Source organism: Streptomyces sp. NPDC028305, assembly GCF_055569495.1.
This window is the reverse complement of sequence record NZ_JBVHTN010000008.1, coordinates 48,864-67,486: the sequence shown is the minus strand read 5'-3', so window position 1 is coordinate 67,486 and position 18,623 is coordinate 48,864. Positions and strand designations below refer to the sequence as shown.

Sequence of the window (18,623 nt, the reverse complement as noted above, 5' to 3'; positions counted from 1 at the left end):
CATTTGGGGGCAAAATAACCCGCTTATTCGGCCACAGCACGCACTTGATCAGCCATTCGGAGCGCGGCCGACGCGAGCGAAGCCGGGTCCGGACCGTGCCGGAGCACCCCTCGGCTGACGCTGGGAACCACATTCCGCACCGCCGCGCCGAAGACCCCCGGCAGGTCCTCGGGGGTCGCGCCCTGGGCCCCGATGCCCGGAGCGAGCAGCGGCCCGCCGATCGCCAGATCCGCGCCCGCCTTCGCCGCGGTGTCCTTGAGCGTCGCGCCGACGACCGCGCCGTACGAGCCGAGGCGGCCCGCGCGCGCCTCCTCGGCGTTCTCCTCCCTGAGGTGGTCCAGCACCGTGGCGGCGACCGTCGCCCCGCCGGGCCGCACCGCGTGCTGCACCTCGGCGCCCTCCGGGTTGGAGGTCAGCGCCAGCACGAACACCCCGGCCCCGCTCGCCCGCGCCGCGTCCAGCGCGGGGCGCAGCGAGCCGAACCCCAGATACGGGCTGACGGTGACCGCGTCCGAGAACAGCGGGCTGCCGGGGTCCAGGTACGCCGAGGCGTACGCGGCCATCGTGGAGCCGATGTCGCCGCGCTTGGCGTCCATCAGCACCAGCGCCCCGGCGGCCCGGGCGTCCGCGACGGCCCGCTCGAGCACCGCGATGCCGCGCGAGCCGAAGCGCTCGAAGAACGCGGACTGCGGCTTGAGGACCGCGACCCGCTCGGCGAGGGCGTCCACGACCGTGCGGGTGAACCGCTCCAGGCCCGCGATGTCGTCCCCGAGCCCCCAGTCGGCGAGCAGCGAGGCGTGCGGGTCGATGCCGACGCACAGCGGGCCGCGCGCGTCCATGGCGCGGCGCAGGCGCGCACCGAAGGGGGTCATGCGTTCTCCTTGTCGGCCTTGTGAGGTTCATCGGCCTCGCGGGCCTCGGCGCCGACCGCGTCGGCGAGGGTGGCGTACGGGCTGGCCGCGAGGCGGGCGGCCAGGCCGCGGTGGATGCGGCGGCTCCAGAACGGGCCCTCGTAGATGAAGGCGCTGTAGCCCTGGATCAGCGTGGCCCCGGCCAGGATCCGCTCCCAGGCGTCGTCGGCGGTCTCGATGCCGCCCACCCCCACCAGCGTGATCCGGTCGCCGACCCGGGCGTACAGGCGGCGCAGCACCTCCAGGGAGCAGGCCCTCAGGGGCGCGCCCGACAGGCCGCCGGTCTCGGCGGTGAGCGCCGGACCGGAGGCGAGGCCGAGGCTGTCGCGGGCGATGGTGGTGTTGGTGGCGATGATGCCGTCCAGGCCCAGCTCGACCGCGAGGTCGGCGACCGCGTCCACGTCCTCGTCGGCGAGGTCGGGGGCGATCTTGACGAGGAGCGGCACCCAGCGGCCGGCGACCGTGCGGTCCGCGGCCTCGCGTACGGCGCTCAGCAGGGGCCGCAGATGGTCGACGGCCTGGAGGTCGCGCAGCCCGGGGGTGTTGGGCGAGGACACGTTGACGACGAGGTAGTCGGCGTGGGTGGCGAGCCGCTCGGTGGAGGTCACATAGTCGGCGACGGCCTCCGCCTCCGGGACGACCTTGGTCTTGCCGATGTTGACGCCGACCGTGGTCCGGAAGGCGGGGCGGCCGGCCCGGCGGGCCGCGAGCCGGGCGGCCACGGCCGCCGAGCCCTCGTTGTTGAAGCCCATGCGGTTGATCAGCGCACGGTCCGCGACCAGGCGGAACAGCCGCTTCTTGGGGTTGCCGGGCTGCGGCTGGGCGGTGACGGTGCCGATCTCGACATGGTCGAAGCCGAGCATGGCCATGCCGTCGATGCCGACGGCGTTCTTGTCGAAGCCGGCCGCGAGCCCGAACGGCCCGTGCATGCGCAGGCCGAGCGCCTCGGTGCGCAGCGCCCGGTGGCGCGGTGCGAGGAGGGCCGCGACGAAGGTCCGCAGGACCGGGACGCGGGCGGCGAGCCGGATCCAGCCGAAGGCCAGGTGGTGCGCCCGCTCCGGGTCCATATGGCGGAAGACGAGACGGAAGAAGAGCTGGTACATGGCGGGCTTTCTGCGACGGTGAGGGCCAGGGGCGGATACGGGGCGGACGGGCGCCGGGGCGGGTGCCCCGGCGCCCTGCGCCGCTACCGCGCGCGGGCCGCGGTCAGATGCTCCGCGTGCTCCTGAAGGGACCGGACGCCGACCGTGCCCCGGCCGAGCGCCTCGATGCCCTGGACGGCGGCCGCGAGGGCCTGGACCGTGGTCAGGCAGGGGATGGCGCGGGCGACGGCCGCCGTGCGGATGTCGTAGCCGTCCAGCCGGCCGCCGGTGCCGTAGGGGGTGTTGACGATCAGGTCGACCTCGCCGTCGTGGATGAGCTGGACGATGGTCTTCTCGCCGTTCGGCCCCTCGCCCTCGCTCTGCTTGCGCACCACGGTCGCGTTGATGCCGTTGCGCTTGAGCACCTCGGCGGTGCCGGAGGTGGCCAGCAGCTCGAAGCCGAGGGCGACCAGCTCGCGCGCCGGGAAGATCATCGAGCGCTTGTCGCGGTTGGCGACGGACACGAACGCGCGGCCCTTGTTGGGCAGCGCCCCGTACGCCCCGGCCTGCGACTTGGCGTACGCCGCGCCGAAGACCGAGTCGATGCCCATGACCTCGCCGGTGGAGCGCATCTCCGGGCCGAGGACGGTGTCCACGCCGCGCCCGGACGCGTCGCGGAACCGGCTCCACGGCATCACGGCCTCCTTGACGGAGATCGGCGCGTCCAGCGGGAGCGTGCCGCCGTCGCCGCTGCTCGGCAGCAGGCCCTCGGCGCGCAGCTCGGCGATGGTCGCGCCCAGCGAGATGCGGGCGGCAGCCTTGGCGAGCGGCACGGCGGTGGCCTTGGAGGTGAAGGGGACCGTACGGGAGGCGCGCGGGTTCGCCTCCAGGACGTACAGGATGTCCCCGGCCATCGCGAACTGGATGTTGATCAGACCGCGCACCCCGACGCCGCGCGCGATGGCCTCGGTGGAGGCCCGCAGCCGCTTGATGTCGAAGCCGCCGAGGGTGATCGGGGGCAGCGCGCAGGCCGAGTCACCGGAGTGGATACCGGCCTCCTCGATGTGCTCCATGACGCCGCCGAGGTAGAGCTCGTGGCCGTCGTAGAGCGCGTCCACGTCGATCTCGATGGCGTCGTCGAGGAAGCGGTCGATGAGGACCGGGTGCTCGGAGATCAGCCCGGCGTGCCGCTCCAGGTAGGCGGCCAGGGAGGGCTCGTCGTAGACGATCTCCATGCCGCGCCCGCCGAGCACGTACGAGGGGCGGACCATGACCGGGTAGCCGATCTCGGCGGCGATGCCCTTGGCCTCCGCGAAGGAGAAGGCGGTGCCGTACTTGGGCGCGGGCAGCCCGGCCTCGGTCAGCACCCGGCCGAAGGCGCCGCGCTCCTCGGCGAGGTTGATCGCCTCGGGCGAGGTGCCGACGACCGGCACGCCGTTGTCCTTGAGCGCCTGGGCCAGGCCCAGCGGGGTCTGGCCGCCGAGCTGGACGATGACGCCCGCGACGGGGCCCGCCTGCTGCTCGGCGTGGACGATCTCCAGGACGTCCTCCAGGGTGAGCGGCTCGAAGTAGAGCCGGTCGGAGGTGTCGTAGTCGGTGGAGACGGTCTCCGGGTTGCAGTTGACCATGACGGTCTCGTAGCCCGCGTCGTGCAGCGCGAAGGAGGCGTGCACACACGAGTAGTCGAACTCGATGCCCTGGCCGATCCGGTTGGGGCCCGAGCCCAGGATGATCACGGCGGGCTTGTCGCGGGGCGCGACCTCGGACTCCTCGTCGTAGGAGGAGTAGAAGTACGGGGTCCTGGCGGCGAACTCGGCGGCGCAGGTGTCGACGGTCTTGTAGACGGGCCGCACCCCCAGCGCGTGCCGCACCTCGCGGACGACGTCCTCGCGCAGCGAGCGGATGGCCGCGATCTGGGCGTCGGAGAAGCCGTGCCGCTTGGCCTCGGCGAGCAGCTCCGGCTCCAGCTTCTCGACGGCCGCCAGTTCGTCGGCGATCTCCTTGATCAGGAAGAGCTGGTCGACGAACCACGGGTCGATCTTCGTGGCCTCGAAGACCTCCTCAGGGGTGGCCCCGGCGCGGATGGCCTGCATCACGGTGTTGATCCGGCCGTCGGTGGGGACCTCGGCCCGGACCAGCAGCTCCGCCTTGTCGCCCGGGTCGCCGGTGAAGTCGAACTGGCTGCCCTTCTTCTCCAGCGAGCGCAGCGCCTTCTGGAGCGCCTCGGTGAAGTTGCGGCCGATGGCCATGGCCTCGCCGACCGACTTCATGGTGGTGGTGAGGCGGGCGTCGGCGGCCGGGAACTTCTCGAAGGCGAAGCGCGGCACCTTGACGACGACATAGTCGAGCGTGGGCTCGAAGGAGGCCGGGGTCTCCCGCGTGATGTCGTTGGGGATCTCGTCGAGGGTGTAGCCGACGGCGAGCTTGGCCGCGATCTTGGCGATGGGGAAGCCGGTCGCCTTGGAGGCGAGCGCCGAGGACCGGGAGACCCGCGGGTTCATCTCGATGACGATGACCCGGCCGTCGTCGGGGTTGACCGCGAACTGGATGTTGCAGCCGCCGGTGTCGACGCCGACCTCGCGGATGACGGCGATGCCGATGTCGCGGAGCACCTGGTACTCGCGGTCGGTCAGCGTCATCGCGGGCGCGACGGTGATCGAGTCGCCGGTGTGCACGCCCATGGGGTCGAAGTTCTCGATGGAGCAGACGACCACGACGTTGTCGTGCTTGTCGCGCATCAGCTCCAGCTCGTACTCCTTCCAGCCGAGGATGGACTCCTCGAGGAGCACCTCGGTGGTGGGCGAGAGCGCCAGGCCCTGGCCGGCGATGCGGCGCAGCTCCTCCTCGTCATGGGCGAAGCCGGAGCCGGCGCCGCCCATGGTGAAGGAGGGGCGTACAACGACGGGGTAGCCGCCGAGCGTCTCGACGCCCGCGAGGATGTCGTCCATGGAGTGGCAGATGACCGAGCGGGCGGACTCGCCGTGGCCGATCTTGGTGCGGACGGCCTCCACGACCTCCTTGAAGAGGTCGCGGTCCTCGCCCTTGTGGATGGCCTCGACATTGGCGCCGATCAGTTCGACGCCGTACTTCTCGAGGGTGCCCGCCTCATGGAGGGAGATCGCGGTGTTGAGGGCCGTCTGCCCGCCGAGGGTGGGCAGCAGCGCGTCGGGGCGCTCCTTGGCGATGATCTTCTCGACGAACTCCGGGGTGATCGGCTCGACATACGTGGCGTCGGCGATCTCCGGGTCGGTCATGATCGTCGCCGGGTTGGAGTTGACCAGGACGACCCGCAGCCCCTCCGCCTTGAGGACGCGGCAGGCCTGGGTGCCGGAGTAGTCGAATTCGGCGGCCTGGCCGATGACGATCGGGCCGGAGCCGATGACCAGAACGGACTGGATGTCGGTGCGCTTAGGCACGCTGGCCCTCCATCAGGGAGACAAAGCGGTCGAACAGGTAGGCAGCGTCGTGCGGGCCGGCGGCGGCCTCGGGGTGGTACTGGACGCTGAACGCGGGGCGGTCGAGCAGTTTGAGGCCCTCGACCACGTTGTCGTTGAGGCACACGTGGGAGACCTCGACCCGGCCGTAGGGGGTGTCGGAGGGCCCGTCCAGCGGGGCGTCCACGGCGAAGCCGTGGTTGTGCGCGGTGACCTCGACCTTGCCGGTCGTGCGGTCCTGTACGGGCTGGTTGATCCCACGGTGGCCGTACTTCAGCTTGTAGGTGCCGAAGCCCAGCGCGCGGCCGAGGATCTGGTTGCCGAAGCAGATGCCGAACAGCGGCGTGCCGCGCTCCAGGACCGCCCGCATCACGGAGACCGGGTGGTCGGCGGTGGCCGGGTCGCCCGGCCCGTTGGAGAAGAACACCCCGTCCGGGCTGACGGCGTAGACGTCCTCGACCGTGGCGGTCGCGGGCAGCACATGCACCTCGATGCCGCGCTCGGCCATCCGGTGCGGGGTCATGCCCTTGATGCCCAGGTCGACCGCGGCGACGGTGAAGCGCTTGGTGCCGATCGCGGGGACGACATAACGCTCCGTGGTGGCGACCTCACCGCTGAGGTCCGCGCCCTTCATCTCCGGCACGGCCCGCACCTTGGCCAGCAGCGCCGCCTCGTCGGCCACCGCCTCGCCGGAGAAGATGCCGACCCGCATGGCGCCGCGCTCGCGCAGATGGCGGGTGAGCGCGCGGGTGTCGATGCCGCTGATGCCGACCACGCCCTGGGTCGCCAGCTCCTCGTCCAGGGAGCGGCGCGAGCGCCAGTTGGAGGGCACCCGGGCGGGGTCGCGGACCACATAGCCCGCGACCCAGATCCGCTTGGACTCCGGGTCCTCGTCGTTGACGCCGGTGTTGCCGACGTGCGGGGCGGTCATGACCACGACCTGCCGGTGGTACGAGGGGTCGGTCAGGGTCTCCTGGTAGCCGGTCATGCCGGTGGAGAACACCGCCTCGCCGAAGGTCTCCCCCACGGCCCCGTAGGCCCGGCCGCGGAAGGTGCGGCCGTCCTCCAGGACGAGGACTGCTGGGGTTCTGGCACCCCTGGTGGAGGTGGTCATCGTGCGCCTTCCATGTCGTGCGAGGTGGCGGCCGCGTCGCTGGGGCCGCCGGAAAGTTCGGTGAGGGCGTCCACCCACGCGGTGTGTTCGGCCGCGCGGTCGGAGCGGAAGCCGGAGTCGATCAGGCGGTCGCCCAGCTGCCAGGTGATCACCAGCAGGCCGCCCTCGGCGAGGACCTTGCCGGCGATGCCCTTGTCGAGCCGGGCACCGCGGAGGCTGCCGGCCGGGATGTAGAAGTCGCGCGCCCCGGGGCGTACGACGGCCAGGCCCTCCTCGGTCAGGGTGAGCTCGACGCGGCTGCGGGTGCCCAGGCCCTGGGCGACGATCCGGTCGAGCCACTGCCCGGCGGTGGTCGAGCCGTGGTAGCGGCCGGCCAGGGACAGCCGGGCGGGCCCGAGCTCGGCGGGGGCCGGGGGCTGCGGCAGCTCGGGCAGATCGCCCTGGAGCGTGCCCCGCCACTTCCACCCCTCGCGCATCAGCCAGTAGACGAGCGCGATGAAGAGCAGCAGACCCACGACCCAGCCGATGCGCGCGGCCCAGTCCGTCACGTCCTGCGACTTCTGCTCGGCCGCCAGGCGCACCAGGTGGCCCGCCGCCGGATCGACCGGATTGATCAGAGGTTTCACGCCAGTTTCCCGTCCACGACCGTCGCCCGGCCCCGCAGGAAGGTGTACGTCACACGGCCCGGCAGTTCACGGCCCTCGTAGGGAGTGTTGCGGCTGCGCGAGGCGAAGCCCGCGGGGTTCACCACACCACGGTATGCGGAGTCGAGCAGCGTGAGGTTGGCGGGCTCCCCGGGGGCGATGGGGCGCCCGTGGCCCGCCAGCCGGCCGATGGCCGAGGGGCGGTGCGACATCCGGTCGGCCACGCCCGCCCAGTCCAGCAGGCCGGTGTCGACCATGGTGTGCTGGACGACGGAGAGCGCGGTCTCCAGGCCGACCATGCCCATGGCCGCCGCGCCCCACTCGCAGTCCTTGTCCTCGTGCGGGTGCGGGGCGTGGTCGGTGGCGACGCAGTCGATGGTGCCGTCGGCGAGCGCCTCGCGCAGCGCCATGACGTCGGTCTCGGTGCGCAGCGGCGGGTTCACCTTGTAGACGGGGTCGTAGGAGCGTACGAGCTCGTCGGTGAGCAGCAGGTGGTGCGGGGTGACCTCGGCGGTGACGTTCCAGCCCTTGGACTTGGCCCAGCGGACGATCTCGACCGAGCCCGCGGTGGACAGATGGCAGATGTGCACCCGGGAGCCGACGTGGGCGGCGAGCAGCACATCGCGGGCGATGATCGACTCCTCGGCGACGGCCGGCCAGCCGCCGAGGCCGAGCTCGGCGGAGACCACGCCCTCGTTCATCTGGGCGCCCTCGGTCAGCCGCGGCTCCTGCGCGTGCTGGGCGATGACCCCGTCGAAGGCCTTCACATACTCCAGGGCGCGGCGCATGATCACGGCGTCGTCCACGCACTTGCCGTCGTCGGAGAAGACCCGCACGCCCGCGGCGGAGTCGTGCATGGCGCCCAGCTCGGCGAGTTTCTTGCCCTCCAGGCCGACGGTGACGGCGCCGACGGGCTGTACGTCGCAGTAGCCGGACTCCTTGCCGAGCCGCCACACCTGCTCCACGACGCCCGCGGTGTCGGCGACCGGGAAGGTGTTGGCCATGGCGTGGACGGCGGTGAAGCCGCCCGAGGCGGCCGCGCGGGTGCCGGTGAGGACGGTCTCGGAGTCCTCGCGGCCGGGCTCGCGCAGATGGGTGTGGAGGTCGACCAGGCCGGGCAGCAGGATCTGCCCTGTGGCGTCGATCACGGTGGCGTCGCCCGCGTCGATGCCGGTGCCGACGGCGGCGATCCGTTCGCCCTCGATGAGCACGTCACGCGCCTCGCCGCCGAGGACCTTCGCGCCGCGGAGGAGGGTCTTGTCGGTGTCGCTCATGGTTACTTGCTCTCCTCGGTGGCGGTGCGGGACGTGGCGACGGCGGGCTCGTTCCCGCCGAGCAGCAGATACAGGACGGCCATGCGGATCGAGACGCCGTTGGCGACCTGCTCGACGGCGGTGCAGCGGTCGGAGTCCGCGACCTCGGCGGTGATCTCCATGCCGCGGTTCATGGGGCCGGGGTGCATGACGATGGCGTGCTCGGGCATGCGGGCCATCCGGTCGCCGTCAAGCCCGTACCGGCGCGCGTACTCGCGCTCGGTGGGGAAGAAGGCGTCGTTCATGCGCTCGCGCTGGACGCGCAGCATCATCACGGCGTCGGACTTGCCGACCACCGCGTCGAGGTCGTACGAGACCTCGCACGGCCAGCTCTCGACGGCGAAGGGCACCAGGGTCGGCGGGGCGACCAGGGTCACCTCGGCGCCCAGGGTGGACAGCAGATGGACGTTGGAGCGGGCGACCCGGCTGTGCAGGATGTCGCCGACGATGGTGATCCGGCGGCCCGCCAGGTCCTGGCCGCTGCCCGAGGTCAGATGGCGGCGCATGGTGAAGGCGTCGAGCAGCGCCTGGGTGGGGTGCTCATGGGTGCCGTCCCCGGCGTTGACGACCGAGCCGCCGATCCAGCCGGAGGTGGCCAGCCGGTGCGGGGCGCCGGAGTCGTGGTGGCGGATGACCACGGCGTCGGCGCCCATGGCCTCCAGGGTGAGCGCGGTGTCCTTCAGGGACTCGCCCTTGGAGACCGAGGAGCCCTTGGCGGAGAAGTTGATGACGTCGGCGGACAGCCGCTTGGCGGCCGCCTCGAACGAGATGCGGGTGCGGGTGGAGTCCTCGAAGAAGAGGTTGACGACGGTACGGCCGCGCAGGGTCGGCAGTTTCTTGATCGGCCGGTCGGCGATTCGGGCCAGTTCCTCGGCGGTGTCGAGGATCAGGACGGCGTCGTCGCGCGTGAGATCGGCGGCCGAGATGAGGTGGCGCTTCATCCGGTTGCTCCGTGGGTGAGGGAGATGTTCAGGCGTGCGGCGGGCGCGCGGGACGGCGTCGTGGCCGGCGTACCGGGCCCCGGACGGTCCACCGGGGCTCCGGTGGGTCCGGCGGGTCCATCGGCGGCCGTGGGGCCGACTCCGTGCCGCGGCGGCTCCGGGCGGGGCTACTGCCCGTCCGCGGGGGCGGTCCCGCGCACGCCGAGGAGCACGCTGTCGCGGCCGTCCTCCTCGGTGAGCTGGACCTTGACCGTCTCCCGCAGCGACGTGGGGAGGTTCTTGCCGACGTAGTCGGCGCGGATCGGCAGCTCGCGGTGGCCGCGGTCGACCAGGACCGCGAGCTGGACGGCGCGGGGCCGGCCGATGTCGCCCAGGGCGTCGAGCGCGGCGCGGATGGTGCGGCCCGAGAAGAGCACATCGTCGACCAGGACCACCAGGCGGCCGTCGATGCCGTCGCCGGGGATGTCGGTGCGGGCGAGCGCTCGGGCCGGGCGCAGCCTCAGGTCGTCGCGGTACATGGTGATGTCGAGCGAGCCGACGGGAACCTGGCCGGGGGCCCTGCCGGTGATCTCCTCGAGCCGGGTGGCCAGCCGCCGGGCGAGGTGCACACCCCGGGTCGGGATGCCGAGCAGCACCACGTCGTCGGCGCCCTTGGCGCGCTCGACGATCTCGTGGGCGATGCGGGTCAGAACGCGGGCGATGTCCGGTGCCTCGAGCACGGAGCGCGCCGCGTCGGCCGCGTTGGTGGTACGTGCGTCCATACGAAACGGACCTCCTTCTCCGCCTCACGGGACGGACCTTAAAGGACGTCGGATTTGCGCCATTCACATTAGCAGGGGTGGGCCGGCGGCCCGGCATCACCCCTGGCGGTGGCCCCTGCGCACCGTTCGGCTTGACGAATGGAGATTACGCTGCGTAACCTCACAGTGAGTTACCAGTCTTCGTCCGGGGAGCTTTATGTCCAGCGAATACGCCAAACAGCTCGGAGCCAAGCTCCGTGCCATCCGCACCCAGCAGGGCCTCTCCCTTCACGGTGTCGAGGAGAAGTCCCAGGGCCGCTGGAAGGCCGTCGTGGTCGGCTCGTACGAGCGCGGGGACCGTGCCGTGACCGTGCAGCGCCTCGCCGAGTTGGCCGACTTCTACGGCGTCCCGGTCCAGGAGCTTCTCCCGGGCACCAGCCCGGCCGGGGCCGCAGAGCCTCCGCCCAAGCTGGTGCTGGACCTCGAGCGGCTGGCCCATGTGCCGGTCGAGAAGGCGGGCCCGCTCCAGCGATATGCCGCCACGATCCAGAGCCAGCGCGGTGATTACAACGGCAAGGTGCTGTCGATCCGCCAGGACGACCTGCGCACCCTCGCCGTGATCTACGACCAGTCGCCTTCGGTGCTCACCGAGCAGCTGATCAGCTGGGGTGTGCTGGGCGCGGATGCGCGCCGGGCCGTCCAGCACGAGGACGTCTGACGCCGCGCGCGGCCTCTTGGGAGTTGTCGGCAGAGCCATCAGATAACGTCAACGACCAGCAGAAACGTGCCGCCGGGGGCGGTGGGACCATCCGGTTCCACCGCCCCCGGCGGCTTGGTGCGCTCTGTGCGTGTGCGCTCAGGCCTCCGAGGAGGACTCCTGCTCGCCCCTGCGCAGGCTCGGCTTCAGCTCCTTGAAGCGGCCCAGGAGCCCGTTGACGAAGGCCGGCGAGTCATCGGTGGAGAACTCCTTGGCGAGCTGCACCGCCTCGTCGATCACCACCGCGTCCGGGGTCTCGTCCTCCCACACCAGTTCGTAGGCGCCGAGCCGCAGGATGTTCCGGTCGACGACCGGCATCCGGTCCAGCGTCCAACCCACCGCGTAGGTGGAGATCAGCTCGTCGATCCGGGCCGTGTACTGGGCGTACCCCTCGACGAGCTGCATCGTGTATTCGCTGACCGGCGGCTGCCGGTCGTCGGTCCGGGCGTGCCGGATCCAGTCCGCGAGGACCGTCTGCACGGAGGTGCCACGCTGATCGGCCTCGAAAAGGATCTGGAAGGCACGCTTGCGGGCCTTGTTGCGGGCGGCCACGGTTAGTTGTTCACCCGACCGAGGTACTCACCGGAACGGGTGTCGACCTTGATCTTCTCACCGGTGGTGATGAACAGCGGGACACCGATCTCATAGCCGGTCTCCAGCTTGGCGGGCTTGGTGCCGCCGGTGGAGCGGTCGCCCTGGACGCCCGGCTCGGTGTACTCGATCACCAGCTCGACCGCGGCCGGCAGCTCGATGTACAGCGGGTTGCCCTCGTACATCGCCACGACGGCCTCGAAGCCCTCGAGCAGATAGCGGGCGTTGTCGCCGACCACCTCGGGGCTGATGTAGATCTGATCGAAGGTGTCCATGTCCATGAACACGAAGCTCTCGCCGTCCTTGTACGAGAACTGCATGCCGCGCTTGTCGACAACTGCCGTCTCGACCTTCACGCCGGCGTTGAAGGTCTTGTCGACCACCTTGCCGGACAGCACGTTCTTGAGCTTGGTGCGGACGAAAGCAGGGCCCTTGCCGGGCTTGACGTGCTGGAACTCGACGACGGACCAGAGCTGGCCCCCGTCGAGCTTGAGCACCAGGCCATTCTTGAGGTCGTTCGTGGATGCCACGGTTGCGGGATCTCCTGGACTACAGCTGGTGGAAACCAGAAAGATGCGACGCTCCACAGTCAGAGCGCGAGCAGCTCCTTGGTCGTAATGGTGAGTAGCTCGGGTCCGCCGTCCGCCTCGGAGCGGACGACGAGCGTGTCATCGATCCGGACACCGCCCCGGCCCGGGAGGTGGACCCCCGGTTCGACAGTGACCGGCACACAAGCGTCCAGTTTACCCATGGCCGCGGGTGCCAGCCGAGGGTCCTCGTCGATTTCCAGGCCCACGCCGTGTCCCATCCGCCGTGCCAGCCCCTCGCCGAACCCCGCGAACTCCAGCACCTGCCGGGTCGCCCGGTCCACATCCCGGCAGGCCGCGCCCGGCACCAGCGCCTCCCGTCCGGCCCGCTGCGCCGCGAACACCGCGTCGTACAGCTCCACCTGCCAGGTGGCGGGCGACGGGCCGATCACGAAGGTGCGCCCCACCTCACAGCGGTAGCCGCGGTAGTCGGCGCCCAGGCCGATGGTGAGAAAGTCGCCCTCCTCGACCCGCCGGTCGGTGGGCGTGTGCCCGGCCCGGCCCGAGTTCGGACCGGTGGCCACGACCGTGGGGAAGGCAGGGCCGTCCGCGCCGTGGTCCACCAGCCTGCGCTCCAGCTCCAGCGCCAGATGCCGCTCGGTCCGGCCGACCAGGATCGACTCCAGCAGCTCGCCCAGCGCCTGGTCGGCGAGCTCGGCGGCGATCCGCAGACAGGAGATCTCCTCCTCGTCCTTGACCAGCCTCAGCTGCTCCACGGCCCGGCCCAGATCCGCCAGGCGCAGTGGCGGGACGGCCGCGGCGAGCGCCCGGTGGCGGGCCACGGTCAGATGGTGCTCCTCGACGGCCAGCGACTCGGCGCCGTCCGCGGCGGCCAGGTCGGCGGCGGCCACGGCCGGGTCCCCGCTCTCGCCGGGCAGCACCAGAATCCGCAGGTCCTCGGGGTGGGGTGAGCCGCCGGGGAGCGGCTCCCAGGACGGCGTCAGCGGCGCCACCAGCACATCCTGGACCGGCCCCAGCAGCAGCACGGCGCCGGGCGGCACGGCGGCGCCGCACAGATAGCGCACATTGGCGGGCCGGGAGACCAGCGCGGCCTCACTGCCCGCCGCCGCGCACTGATCGCGCAGTCGGGCACGTCGGGCCGCGTACGCCTGGGACATGCTCCGAGCGTAGGCGGTGCCGCCCCGGGCGGCCGTTCGGACGGGTCCCCGCGGGTGAGCGGCCCTTCCCGGCCCTGCCGGCCGGGCGCGCCTACCAGCTGGGCGGGGAGGCGATGCTGCGGGCGACGACCTCGTCGAGCATCCGGGCCGTGGTCTCCACGTCGTAGGTGGAGTTGTCGATGATCGGCAGGCCCGAGCCGTACCAGCCGGCCATCCGGCCGTGGATCCTGGCCACTTCCTCGTCGCTCAGCCGGCGGTTGCCGCTGCGCGCCGCGTTCCGCTCCAGGACGACCTCAAGGCCCGGCAGCACCACGACGGGCAGCAGGCCGGGGCCGACATGGCGCTTCCAGCCGCCGAGGCCCACGACCGGGCGGTCCGGGAAGACGGCGTCGTCCAGGATGCAGGAGATGCCGTTGGCCAGAAAGTTACGGGCGGCGAAGCCGCACGTGCGGCGGGCGAGACGATACTGCGCCTCGGAGTTCTCGTTCCACCCCGACTGCGGGTTGGCGAATCCGGACCTGACCCACTCGCGGACGTCGTCCAGGCTGATGTGCGCGGTCGGCACCCGCCGGCGGTCGGCCCAGTGGCGCGCGACGGTCGTCTTGCCCGCTCCGGCCGGGCCGATCAGCAGCACCGCCACCGCCGCCTGCGAGGCGTCGGCCACCGCCGCGCCGCCCGTCGGCGGGTGCGGCAGCGGCACCGGGCCGCCGGGCGGGAGCTGGATGTGGCCGGTGGCCCCGGACGGGTCCATGGGCGGCGGGGCCGGGGTCGGGTGGAGCGGGGCCGGCGGAATGGGCGGAACAGGGTGGGCAGGGTGGGAGCCAGGGGGCTGGGCAGGGTGGGAGCCAGGGGGGTGGGAGCCAGGGGGCTGGACAGGGTGCTGGGCCGGGTGGGGGCCAGGGTGCTGGGCCGGCGGGGGGCCCGGGTGGGGGCTCGTGCCCTGGGGCCAGCCGGCGCCGCCCGCGCCCGGCCCGTGCCCGGGCTGATGGGGGGGCGGCAGCGGAGCTCCCACTGAGTGCTGCATCCGGTGGCACTCCGTCTCGTGCAGGCGGTCTGGTACTGGCAACTGTCGCGTGGTGAGGCGGCGGTGAGGCCGGTCCAACCGAACGGTACCCGCCCCGGCCGCCGCTGTGTGAACGGCCGGGGAATACCGTGTGTGCCCAGCCCAGCGCCGTCAACCGGCCAGTTCGTCCGCCAATGCACGCAAAGCGAGGCGATACGAACCGATTCCGAACCCCGCGACGGTGCCGCTGGCGACGGCCGCGATGACAGAGTTGTGACGGAACTCCTCCCGCGCGTGCGGGTTGGAGATGTGCACCTCGACCAGCGGCGCGGTGCGCTGCGCCGCCGCGTCCCGCATGCCGTACGAGTAGTGCGTGAAGGCACCGGGGTTGATGACGACCGGGATCGAACCGTCGGCCGCCTCGTGCAGCCAGCGGATCAGCTCCCCCTCGTCGTTGGTCTCCCGTACGTCCACGTCGAAGCCGAGTTCGGCGCCGAGCTTCGCGCACTCCTCCACCAGACCGGCGTAGGAGGTGGCGCCGTAGACATCCGGCTCACGGCTGCCGAGCCGCCCCAGGTTCGGGCCGTTGAGGACGAGCACCTTCCGGGTCACGCGGACACCTCTCCGTAGGCCGCGAGCAGCACGGCCGGGTCCGGGCCCTCCAGCACCGCGGGCTTGGCCAGACCGTCGAGGACGATGAAGCGCAGCAGGTCGCCGCGGGACTTCTTGTCGACCTTCATGGTCTCCAGCAGCCGGGGCCACTGGTCGCCGCGGTAGGTCAGCGGCAGGCCGACGGAGCCCAGGACCGCGCGGTGCCGGTCGGCCGTGGCATCGTCCAGCCGCCCCGCGAGACGGCCCAGTTCGGCGGCGAAGACCATGCCGACGGAGACCGCCGCGCCGTGCCGCCACTTGTAGCGCTCGTTCTTCTCGATGGCGTGGGCGAGGGTGTGGCCGTAGTTGAGGATCTCCCGCAGCCCGGCCTCCCTGAGGTCGGAGGAGACGACCTCGGCCTTGACCCGGATGGAGCGCTCGATGAGCTCGGCGGTGTGCGGCCCCGCGGGGGTGCGGGCGGCCTCCGGGTCCGCCTCGATCAGCTCCAGGATCGCCGGGTCGGCGATGAAGCCCGCCTTGATGATCTCGGCGAGGCCGCTGACGTAGTCGTTGACCGGCAGCGAGTCGAGCGCGGCCAGGTCGCACAGCACCCCGGTCGGCGGGTGGAAGGCGCCCACCAGGTTCTTTCCCTCGGCGGTGTTGATGCCGGTCTTGCCGCCGACCGCCGCGTCCACCATGCCGAGCACGGTCGTCGGGACGGCGATCCAGCGCACCCCGCGCAGCCAGGTCGCGGCGACGAAGCCCGCGAGGTCGGTGGAGGCGCCCCCGCCGACGCCGATGATCACGTCGCTGCGGGTGAACCCGGTCTGGCCGAGCGCCTTCCAGCAGTACGCGGCGACCTCGGCGGTCTTGGCCTCCTCCGCGTTGGGCAGCTGGATCGCGATGGGCTCATAGCCCTCGCCCAGGAGGTCCTGGCGGATGGCCTCGCCGGTTTCGGCCAGCGACTCCGGGTGCAGCACGGCGACGCGCTTGGCTGCCGTGCCGATGAGGCCGGGCAGCTCGCCGAGCAGCCGGTGGCCGACCAGGACCTCGTACGGCTCGCTGCCCGCGGTGCCGCCGACCTGGATACGGGTGGGGGTGTCGGTGCTCATGCGTCCTTCAGCTCCAGTGCGTCGAGGACCGCGTCGGCGACGTCCTCGGGGGTGCGGCCCTCGGTCGACACGACCGCGCGGGCCACCTCGGTGTACAGCGGACGGCGCTCCTCCATCAGCTCCCGCCAGCGCTGCCGCGGATTGACGGCGAGCAGCGGGCGCGGCGCGTCGAGGCCGGTGCGCTTGACCGCCTCGGCGACGCCCATCTCCAGGAAGGCGACCGGCAGGTCGGCCAGCAGGGCGCGGGTTCCGTCGTCCAGGATCGCGCCGCCGCCGAGGGCCAGTACGCCGCGGTGCTCGGCGACCGCGGCGCGCACCGCCTGCCGCTCCAGCTCACGGAAGTGCGGCTCGCCCTCGTCGATGAAGATCTCGGAGATGGGCTTGCCCGCCGCCTCGACGATGTCGGTGTCGGTGTCCCGGAAGCCGGTGCCGAGCCGCTCGGCGAGCACCCGCCCAACTGTGGTCTTCCCCACACCCATGGGCCCGACCAGCACGATCGCCGGACCGTTCGCCCCCCGGCCGGTCACTTGACGGCCAGGTTGTCGAGGAAGCCCCGCACATTGCGGCGGGTCTCGGTGACCGAGTCGCCGCCGAACTTCTCCGCGACCGCGTCCGCGAGGACCAGCGCCACCATCGCCTCCGCGACGATGCCGGCGGCCGGCACCGCGCACACATCGGACCGCTGGTGGTGGGCCTTGGTCGGCTCGCCGGTCGCGACGTCGATGGTGGCCAGGGCCCGCGGCACGGTCGCGATCGGCTTCATCGCGGCGCGCACCCGCAGCAGCTCGCCCGTGGTCAGACCGCCCTCGGTGCCACCGGAGCGGCCGGTGGCCCGCCGGACGCCGTCCTCGCCCGGCACGATCTCGTCGTGCGCCTCGGAGCCGGGCACCCGGGCCAGCTCGAAGCCGTCGCCGACCTCCACGCCCTTGATGGCCTGGATGCCCATCAGCGCGGCGGCCAGGCGGGCGTCGAGCCGCCGGTCCCAGTGGACATGCGAGCCGAGGCCCACCGGCACGCCGTACGCCAGCACCTCGACGACGCCGCCGAGGGTGTCGCCGTCCTTGTGGGCCTGGTCGATCTCGGCGACCATCGCGTCGCTCGTGTCCGCGTCCAGGCAGCGCACCGGGTCGGCGTCCAGCCGCTCCACGTCCGCGGGGGTCGGGTACACGCCGTACGGGGCCTTGGCCGCGGCCAGCTCCACGACATGCGAGACGATCTCGATGCCCGTCGTCTCCTTCAGGTACGAGCGGGCGACCGTGCCGAGCGCGACGCGCGCGGCGGTCTCGCGGGCGCTGGCCCGCTCCAGGATCGGCCGGGCCTCGTCGAAGCCGTACTTCTGCATGCCGGCCAGGTCCGCGTGGCCGGGGCGGGGCCGGGTCAGCGGCGCGTTCCGGGCGAGCCCGGCGAGCACCTCCGGATCCACCGGGTCGGCCGCCATGACCTGCTCCCACTTCGGCCACTCGGTGTTCCCGACCATGATCGCGACGGGGGAGCCGAGGGTCAGCCCATGGCGGACCCCGCCGAGGAAGGTGACCTCGTCACGCTCGAACTTCATCCGGGCGCCGCGGCCGTAGCCGAGCCGCCGGCGGGCGAGGGCGTCCGCGACCATGTCGGTGGTGATCGGCACACCGGCGGGCAGCCCCTCCAGCGTCGCCACGAGTGCGGGGCCGTGCGACTCCCCCGCGGTCAGCCAGCGCAACCTGCTCAACGGTGCTCCTCATGCTCGCGCCTCGACGTACGGCGGCATGGCCTCGGGGAGCGCGCGGCCCCGGGCCCGCCACCTCCGATCCTCCCACGTCCGAGAAGCCCTACGAGCGCCGGTCCAACAGGCGGGACTCAGCTCGCCCGCCCGGCGAGGGCCGCCTCGCCCGCTTCGCGCATCGCGGTCAGGGGGGCCGGGGCCAGGCCCGTCATCAGCTCGACCTGGAGCACCGCCTGGTGCACCAGCAGGTCCAGACCGCTGACCACCGCGCCGCCGCGCGCCGCCCAGGCGGCGGCGAGCCGCGTCGGCCACGGGTCGTACAGCACGTCGAAGAGGGCACCGGGGCGGTCGGGCACGGCTGCGGCCAGCTCGTCCGTGGTGCCCGCGGGGGTGGTGGCGATCACCAGGGGCGCGCGGAACGCCTCGGCCGCGTCGGCCCAGTCCGCCGTGCGGACCGCCACCCCCAGCCGCTCGCCCCACTGCCGCATCTCCGCGGCCCGCGCCTCGCTGCGGACATACGCGGTGACCTCGCCCTCGCAGACGCGGGACAGCGCGGCCAGCGCCGAGGAGGCGGTGGCCCCGGCGCCCAGCACCGCGGCGCCCGCCACCCGCTCCACGCCGCGCTCGCGCAGCGCCGCCACCATGCCCGGGATATCGGTGTTGTCGCCGGTCCGGCGGCCGTCGTCGGTGAAGACGACCGTGTTGACCGCCTCGACCGACGCCGCCGTGTCGCTGATCCCGTCGAGCAGCGGGATGACCGCGCGCTTGAGCGGCATGGTCAGGGACAGCCCCGCCCAGGGGCGGGCTCCCGCCGTCTCCTCCAGCCGCTCGAAGAAGCCGGGCAGCGCGGCCTCGTCCACCTCGTGGCGGTCGTAGGCCCAACCGGCCAGGCCCAGCTTCTCGTAGGCGGCGCGGTGGAGCACCGGGGACAGGGAGTGGGCGATCGGCGAGCCGAGCACCGCGGCCCTGCGGTTTTCCGACAT

Annotated in this window: 18 protein-coding genes; 1 reads left to right on the top strand and 17 read right to left on the bottom strand. The window is 72.4% G+C overall.

Going from position 1 to position 18,623, the window contains the following annotated elements:
* Positions 1-23: 23 nt before the first annotated feature.
* From pyrF to pyrR, 8 genes are all read right to left on the bottom strand, one after another.
* The gene (pyrF, locus tag ACZ4WQ_RS33720; protein ID WP_311725829.1) at positions 24-872 is read right to left on the bottom strand and encodes an orotidine-5'-phosphate decarboxylase; all 849 of its coding nucleotides are present in this window, start codon (positions 870-872) and stop codon (positions 24-26) included.
* Positions 869-2,014 carry a quinone-dependent dihydroorotate dehydrogenase gene (locus ACZ4WQ_RS33715; protein ID WP_398375467.1) on the bottom strand — a complete coding sequence of 382 codons (1,146 nt, stop codon included), beginning with the start codon at positions 2,012-2,014 and terminating at the stop codon, positions 869-871. The genes pyrF and ACZ4WQ_RS33715 overlap by 4 nt, the downstream gene beginning before the upstream one ends.
* An 83-nt stretch (positions 2,015-2,097) precedes the next feature.
* On the bottom strand, positions 2,098-5,409 hold the full coding sequence (gene carB / locus ACZ4WQ_RS33710) for a carbamoyl-phosphate synthase large subunit (RefSeq protein ID WP_385346578.1): 3,312 nt from the start codon (positions 5,407-5,409) through the stop codon (positions 2,098-2,100).
* Entirely contained in the window at positions 5,402-6,541 is a 1,140-nt protein-coding gene (carA, locus tag ACZ4WQ_RS33705; protein ID WP_385346580.1) for a glutamine-hydrolyzing carbamoyl-phosphate synthase small subunit, read from the bottom strand. Before carA ends, carB begins: the two co-directional genes overlap by 8 nt.
* Positions 6,538-7,167 carry a PH-like domain-containing protein gene (locus ACZ4WQ_RS33700; RefSeq protein WP_398375463.1) on the bottom strand — a complete coding sequence of 210 codons (630 nt, stop codon included), beginning with the start codon at positions 7,165-7,167 and terminating at the stop codon, positions 6,538-6,540. Before ACZ4WQ_RS33700 ends, carA begins: the two co-directional genes overlap by 4 nt.
* Complete coding sequence (locus ACZ4WQ_RS33695; RefSeq protein WP_385346584.1) at positions 7,164-8,459, bottom strand: dihydroorotase; 1,296 nt, start codon at positions 8,457-8,459, stop codon at positions 7,164-7,166. The genes ACZ4WQ_RS33700 and ACZ4WQ_RS33695 overlap by 4 nt, the downstream gene beginning before the upstream one ends.
* Positions 8,460-8,461: 2 nt before the next feature.
* Positions 8,462-9,439 carry an aspartate carbamoyltransferase catalytic subunit gene (locus tag ACZ4WQ_RS33690; RefSeq protein WP_311725822.1) on the bottom strand — a complete coding sequence of 326 codons (978 nt, stop codon included), beginning with the start codon at positions 9,437-9,439 and terminating at the stop codon, positions 8,462-8,464.
* A 167-nt stretch (positions 9,440-9,606) separates the two neighbouring features.
* Entirely contained in the window at positions 9,607-10,200 is a 594-nt protein-coding gene (gene pyrR / locus ACZ4WQ_RS33685) for a bifunctional pyr operon transcriptional regulator/uracil phosphoribosyltransferase PyrR (protein WP_352129130.1), read from the bottom strand.
* Positions 10,201-10,396: 196 nt separating this feature from the next.
* Here pyrR and bldD point away from each other — a divergent pair, with 196 nt between their 5' ends.
* Positions 10,397-10,897 (top strand): transcriptional regulator BldD, encoded by a 501-nt coding sequence (gene bldD, locus ACZ4WQ_RS33680; RefSeq protein WP_014056259.1) that lies wholly within the window; start codon positions 10,397-10,399, stop codon positions 10,895-10,897.
* 138 nt (positions 10,898-11,035) lie between these two features.
* Here the strand turns inward: bldD and nusB are convergent, their stop codons facing one another.
* The 9 genes from nusB to ACZ4WQ_RS33635 all read right to left on the bottom strand — a co-directional run bounded on the left by nusB (position 11,036) and on the right by ACZ4WQ_RS33635 (position 18,623).
* On the bottom strand, positions 11,036-11,488 hold the full coding sequence (nusB, locus tag ACZ4WQ_RS33675) for a transcription antitermination factor NusB (protein WP_311725819.1): 453 nt from the start codon (positions 11,486-11,488) through the stop codon (positions 11,036-11,038).
* A 2-nt stretch (positions 11,489-11,490) separates the two neighbouring features.
* A complete protein-coding gene (gene efp, locus ACZ4WQ_RS33670) occupies positions 11,491-12,057 on the bottom strand; it encodes an elongation factor P (RefSeq protein WP_311725818.1) in 567 nt (188 codons plus the stop codon).
* Positions 12,058-12,116: 59 nt separating this feature from the next.
* The gene (locus ACZ4WQ_RS33665; protein ID WP_311725817.1) at positions 12,117-13,232 is read right to left on the bottom strand and encodes an aminopeptidase P family protein; all 1,116 of its coding nucleotides are present in this window, start codon (positions 13,230-13,232) and stop codon (positions 12,117-12,119) included.
* A gap of 91 nt (positions 13,233-13,323) precedes the next feature.
* Positions 13,324-14,256, bottom strand: a complete 933-nt coding sequence (locus tag ACZ4WQ_RS33660) for a Pro-rich N-terminal domain-containing protein (RefSeq protein ID WP_398375461.1) — start codon at positions 14,254-14,256, stop codon at positions 13,324-13,326.
* A 150-nt stretch (positions 14,257-14,406) separates the two neighbouring features.
* Entirely contained in the window at positions 14,407-14,847 is a 441-nt protein-coding gene (aroQ, locus tag ACZ4WQ_RS33655) for a type II 3-dehydroquinate dehydratase (protein WP_311725815.1), read from the bottom strand.
* Positions 14,844-15,938: a 3-dehydroquinate synthase gene (gene aroB, locus ACZ4WQ_RS33650; protein ID WP_398375459.1), complete on the bottom strand. Its 1,095-nt coding sequence runs from the start codon at positions 15,936-15,938 to the stop codon at positions 14,844-14,846. The genes aroQ and aroB overlap by 4 nt, the downstream gene beginning before the upstream one ends.
* Complete coding sequence (locus ACZ4WQ_RS33645; RefSeq protein WP_358846311.1) at positions 15,935-16,417, bottom strand: shikimate kinase; 483 nt, start codon at positions 16,415-16,417, stop codon at positions 15,935-15,937. The genes aroB and ACZ4WQ_RS33645 overlap by 4 nt, the downstream gene beginning before the upstream one ends.
* A 44-nt stretch (positions 16,418-16,461) precedes the next feature.
* A complete protein-coding gene (aroC, locus tag ACZ4WQ_RS33640; RefSeq protein WP_311725812.1) occupies positions 16,462-17,646 on the bottom strand; it encodes a chorismate synthase in 1,185 nt (394 codons plus the stop codon).
* Positions 17,647-17,774: 128 nt separating this feature from the next.
* Positions 17,775-18,623, bottom strand: coding sequence for a shikimate dehydrogenase (locus ACZ4WQ_RS33635; protein ID WP_398375457.1), 849 nt, complete (start codon positions 18,621-18,623; stop codon positions 17,775-17,777).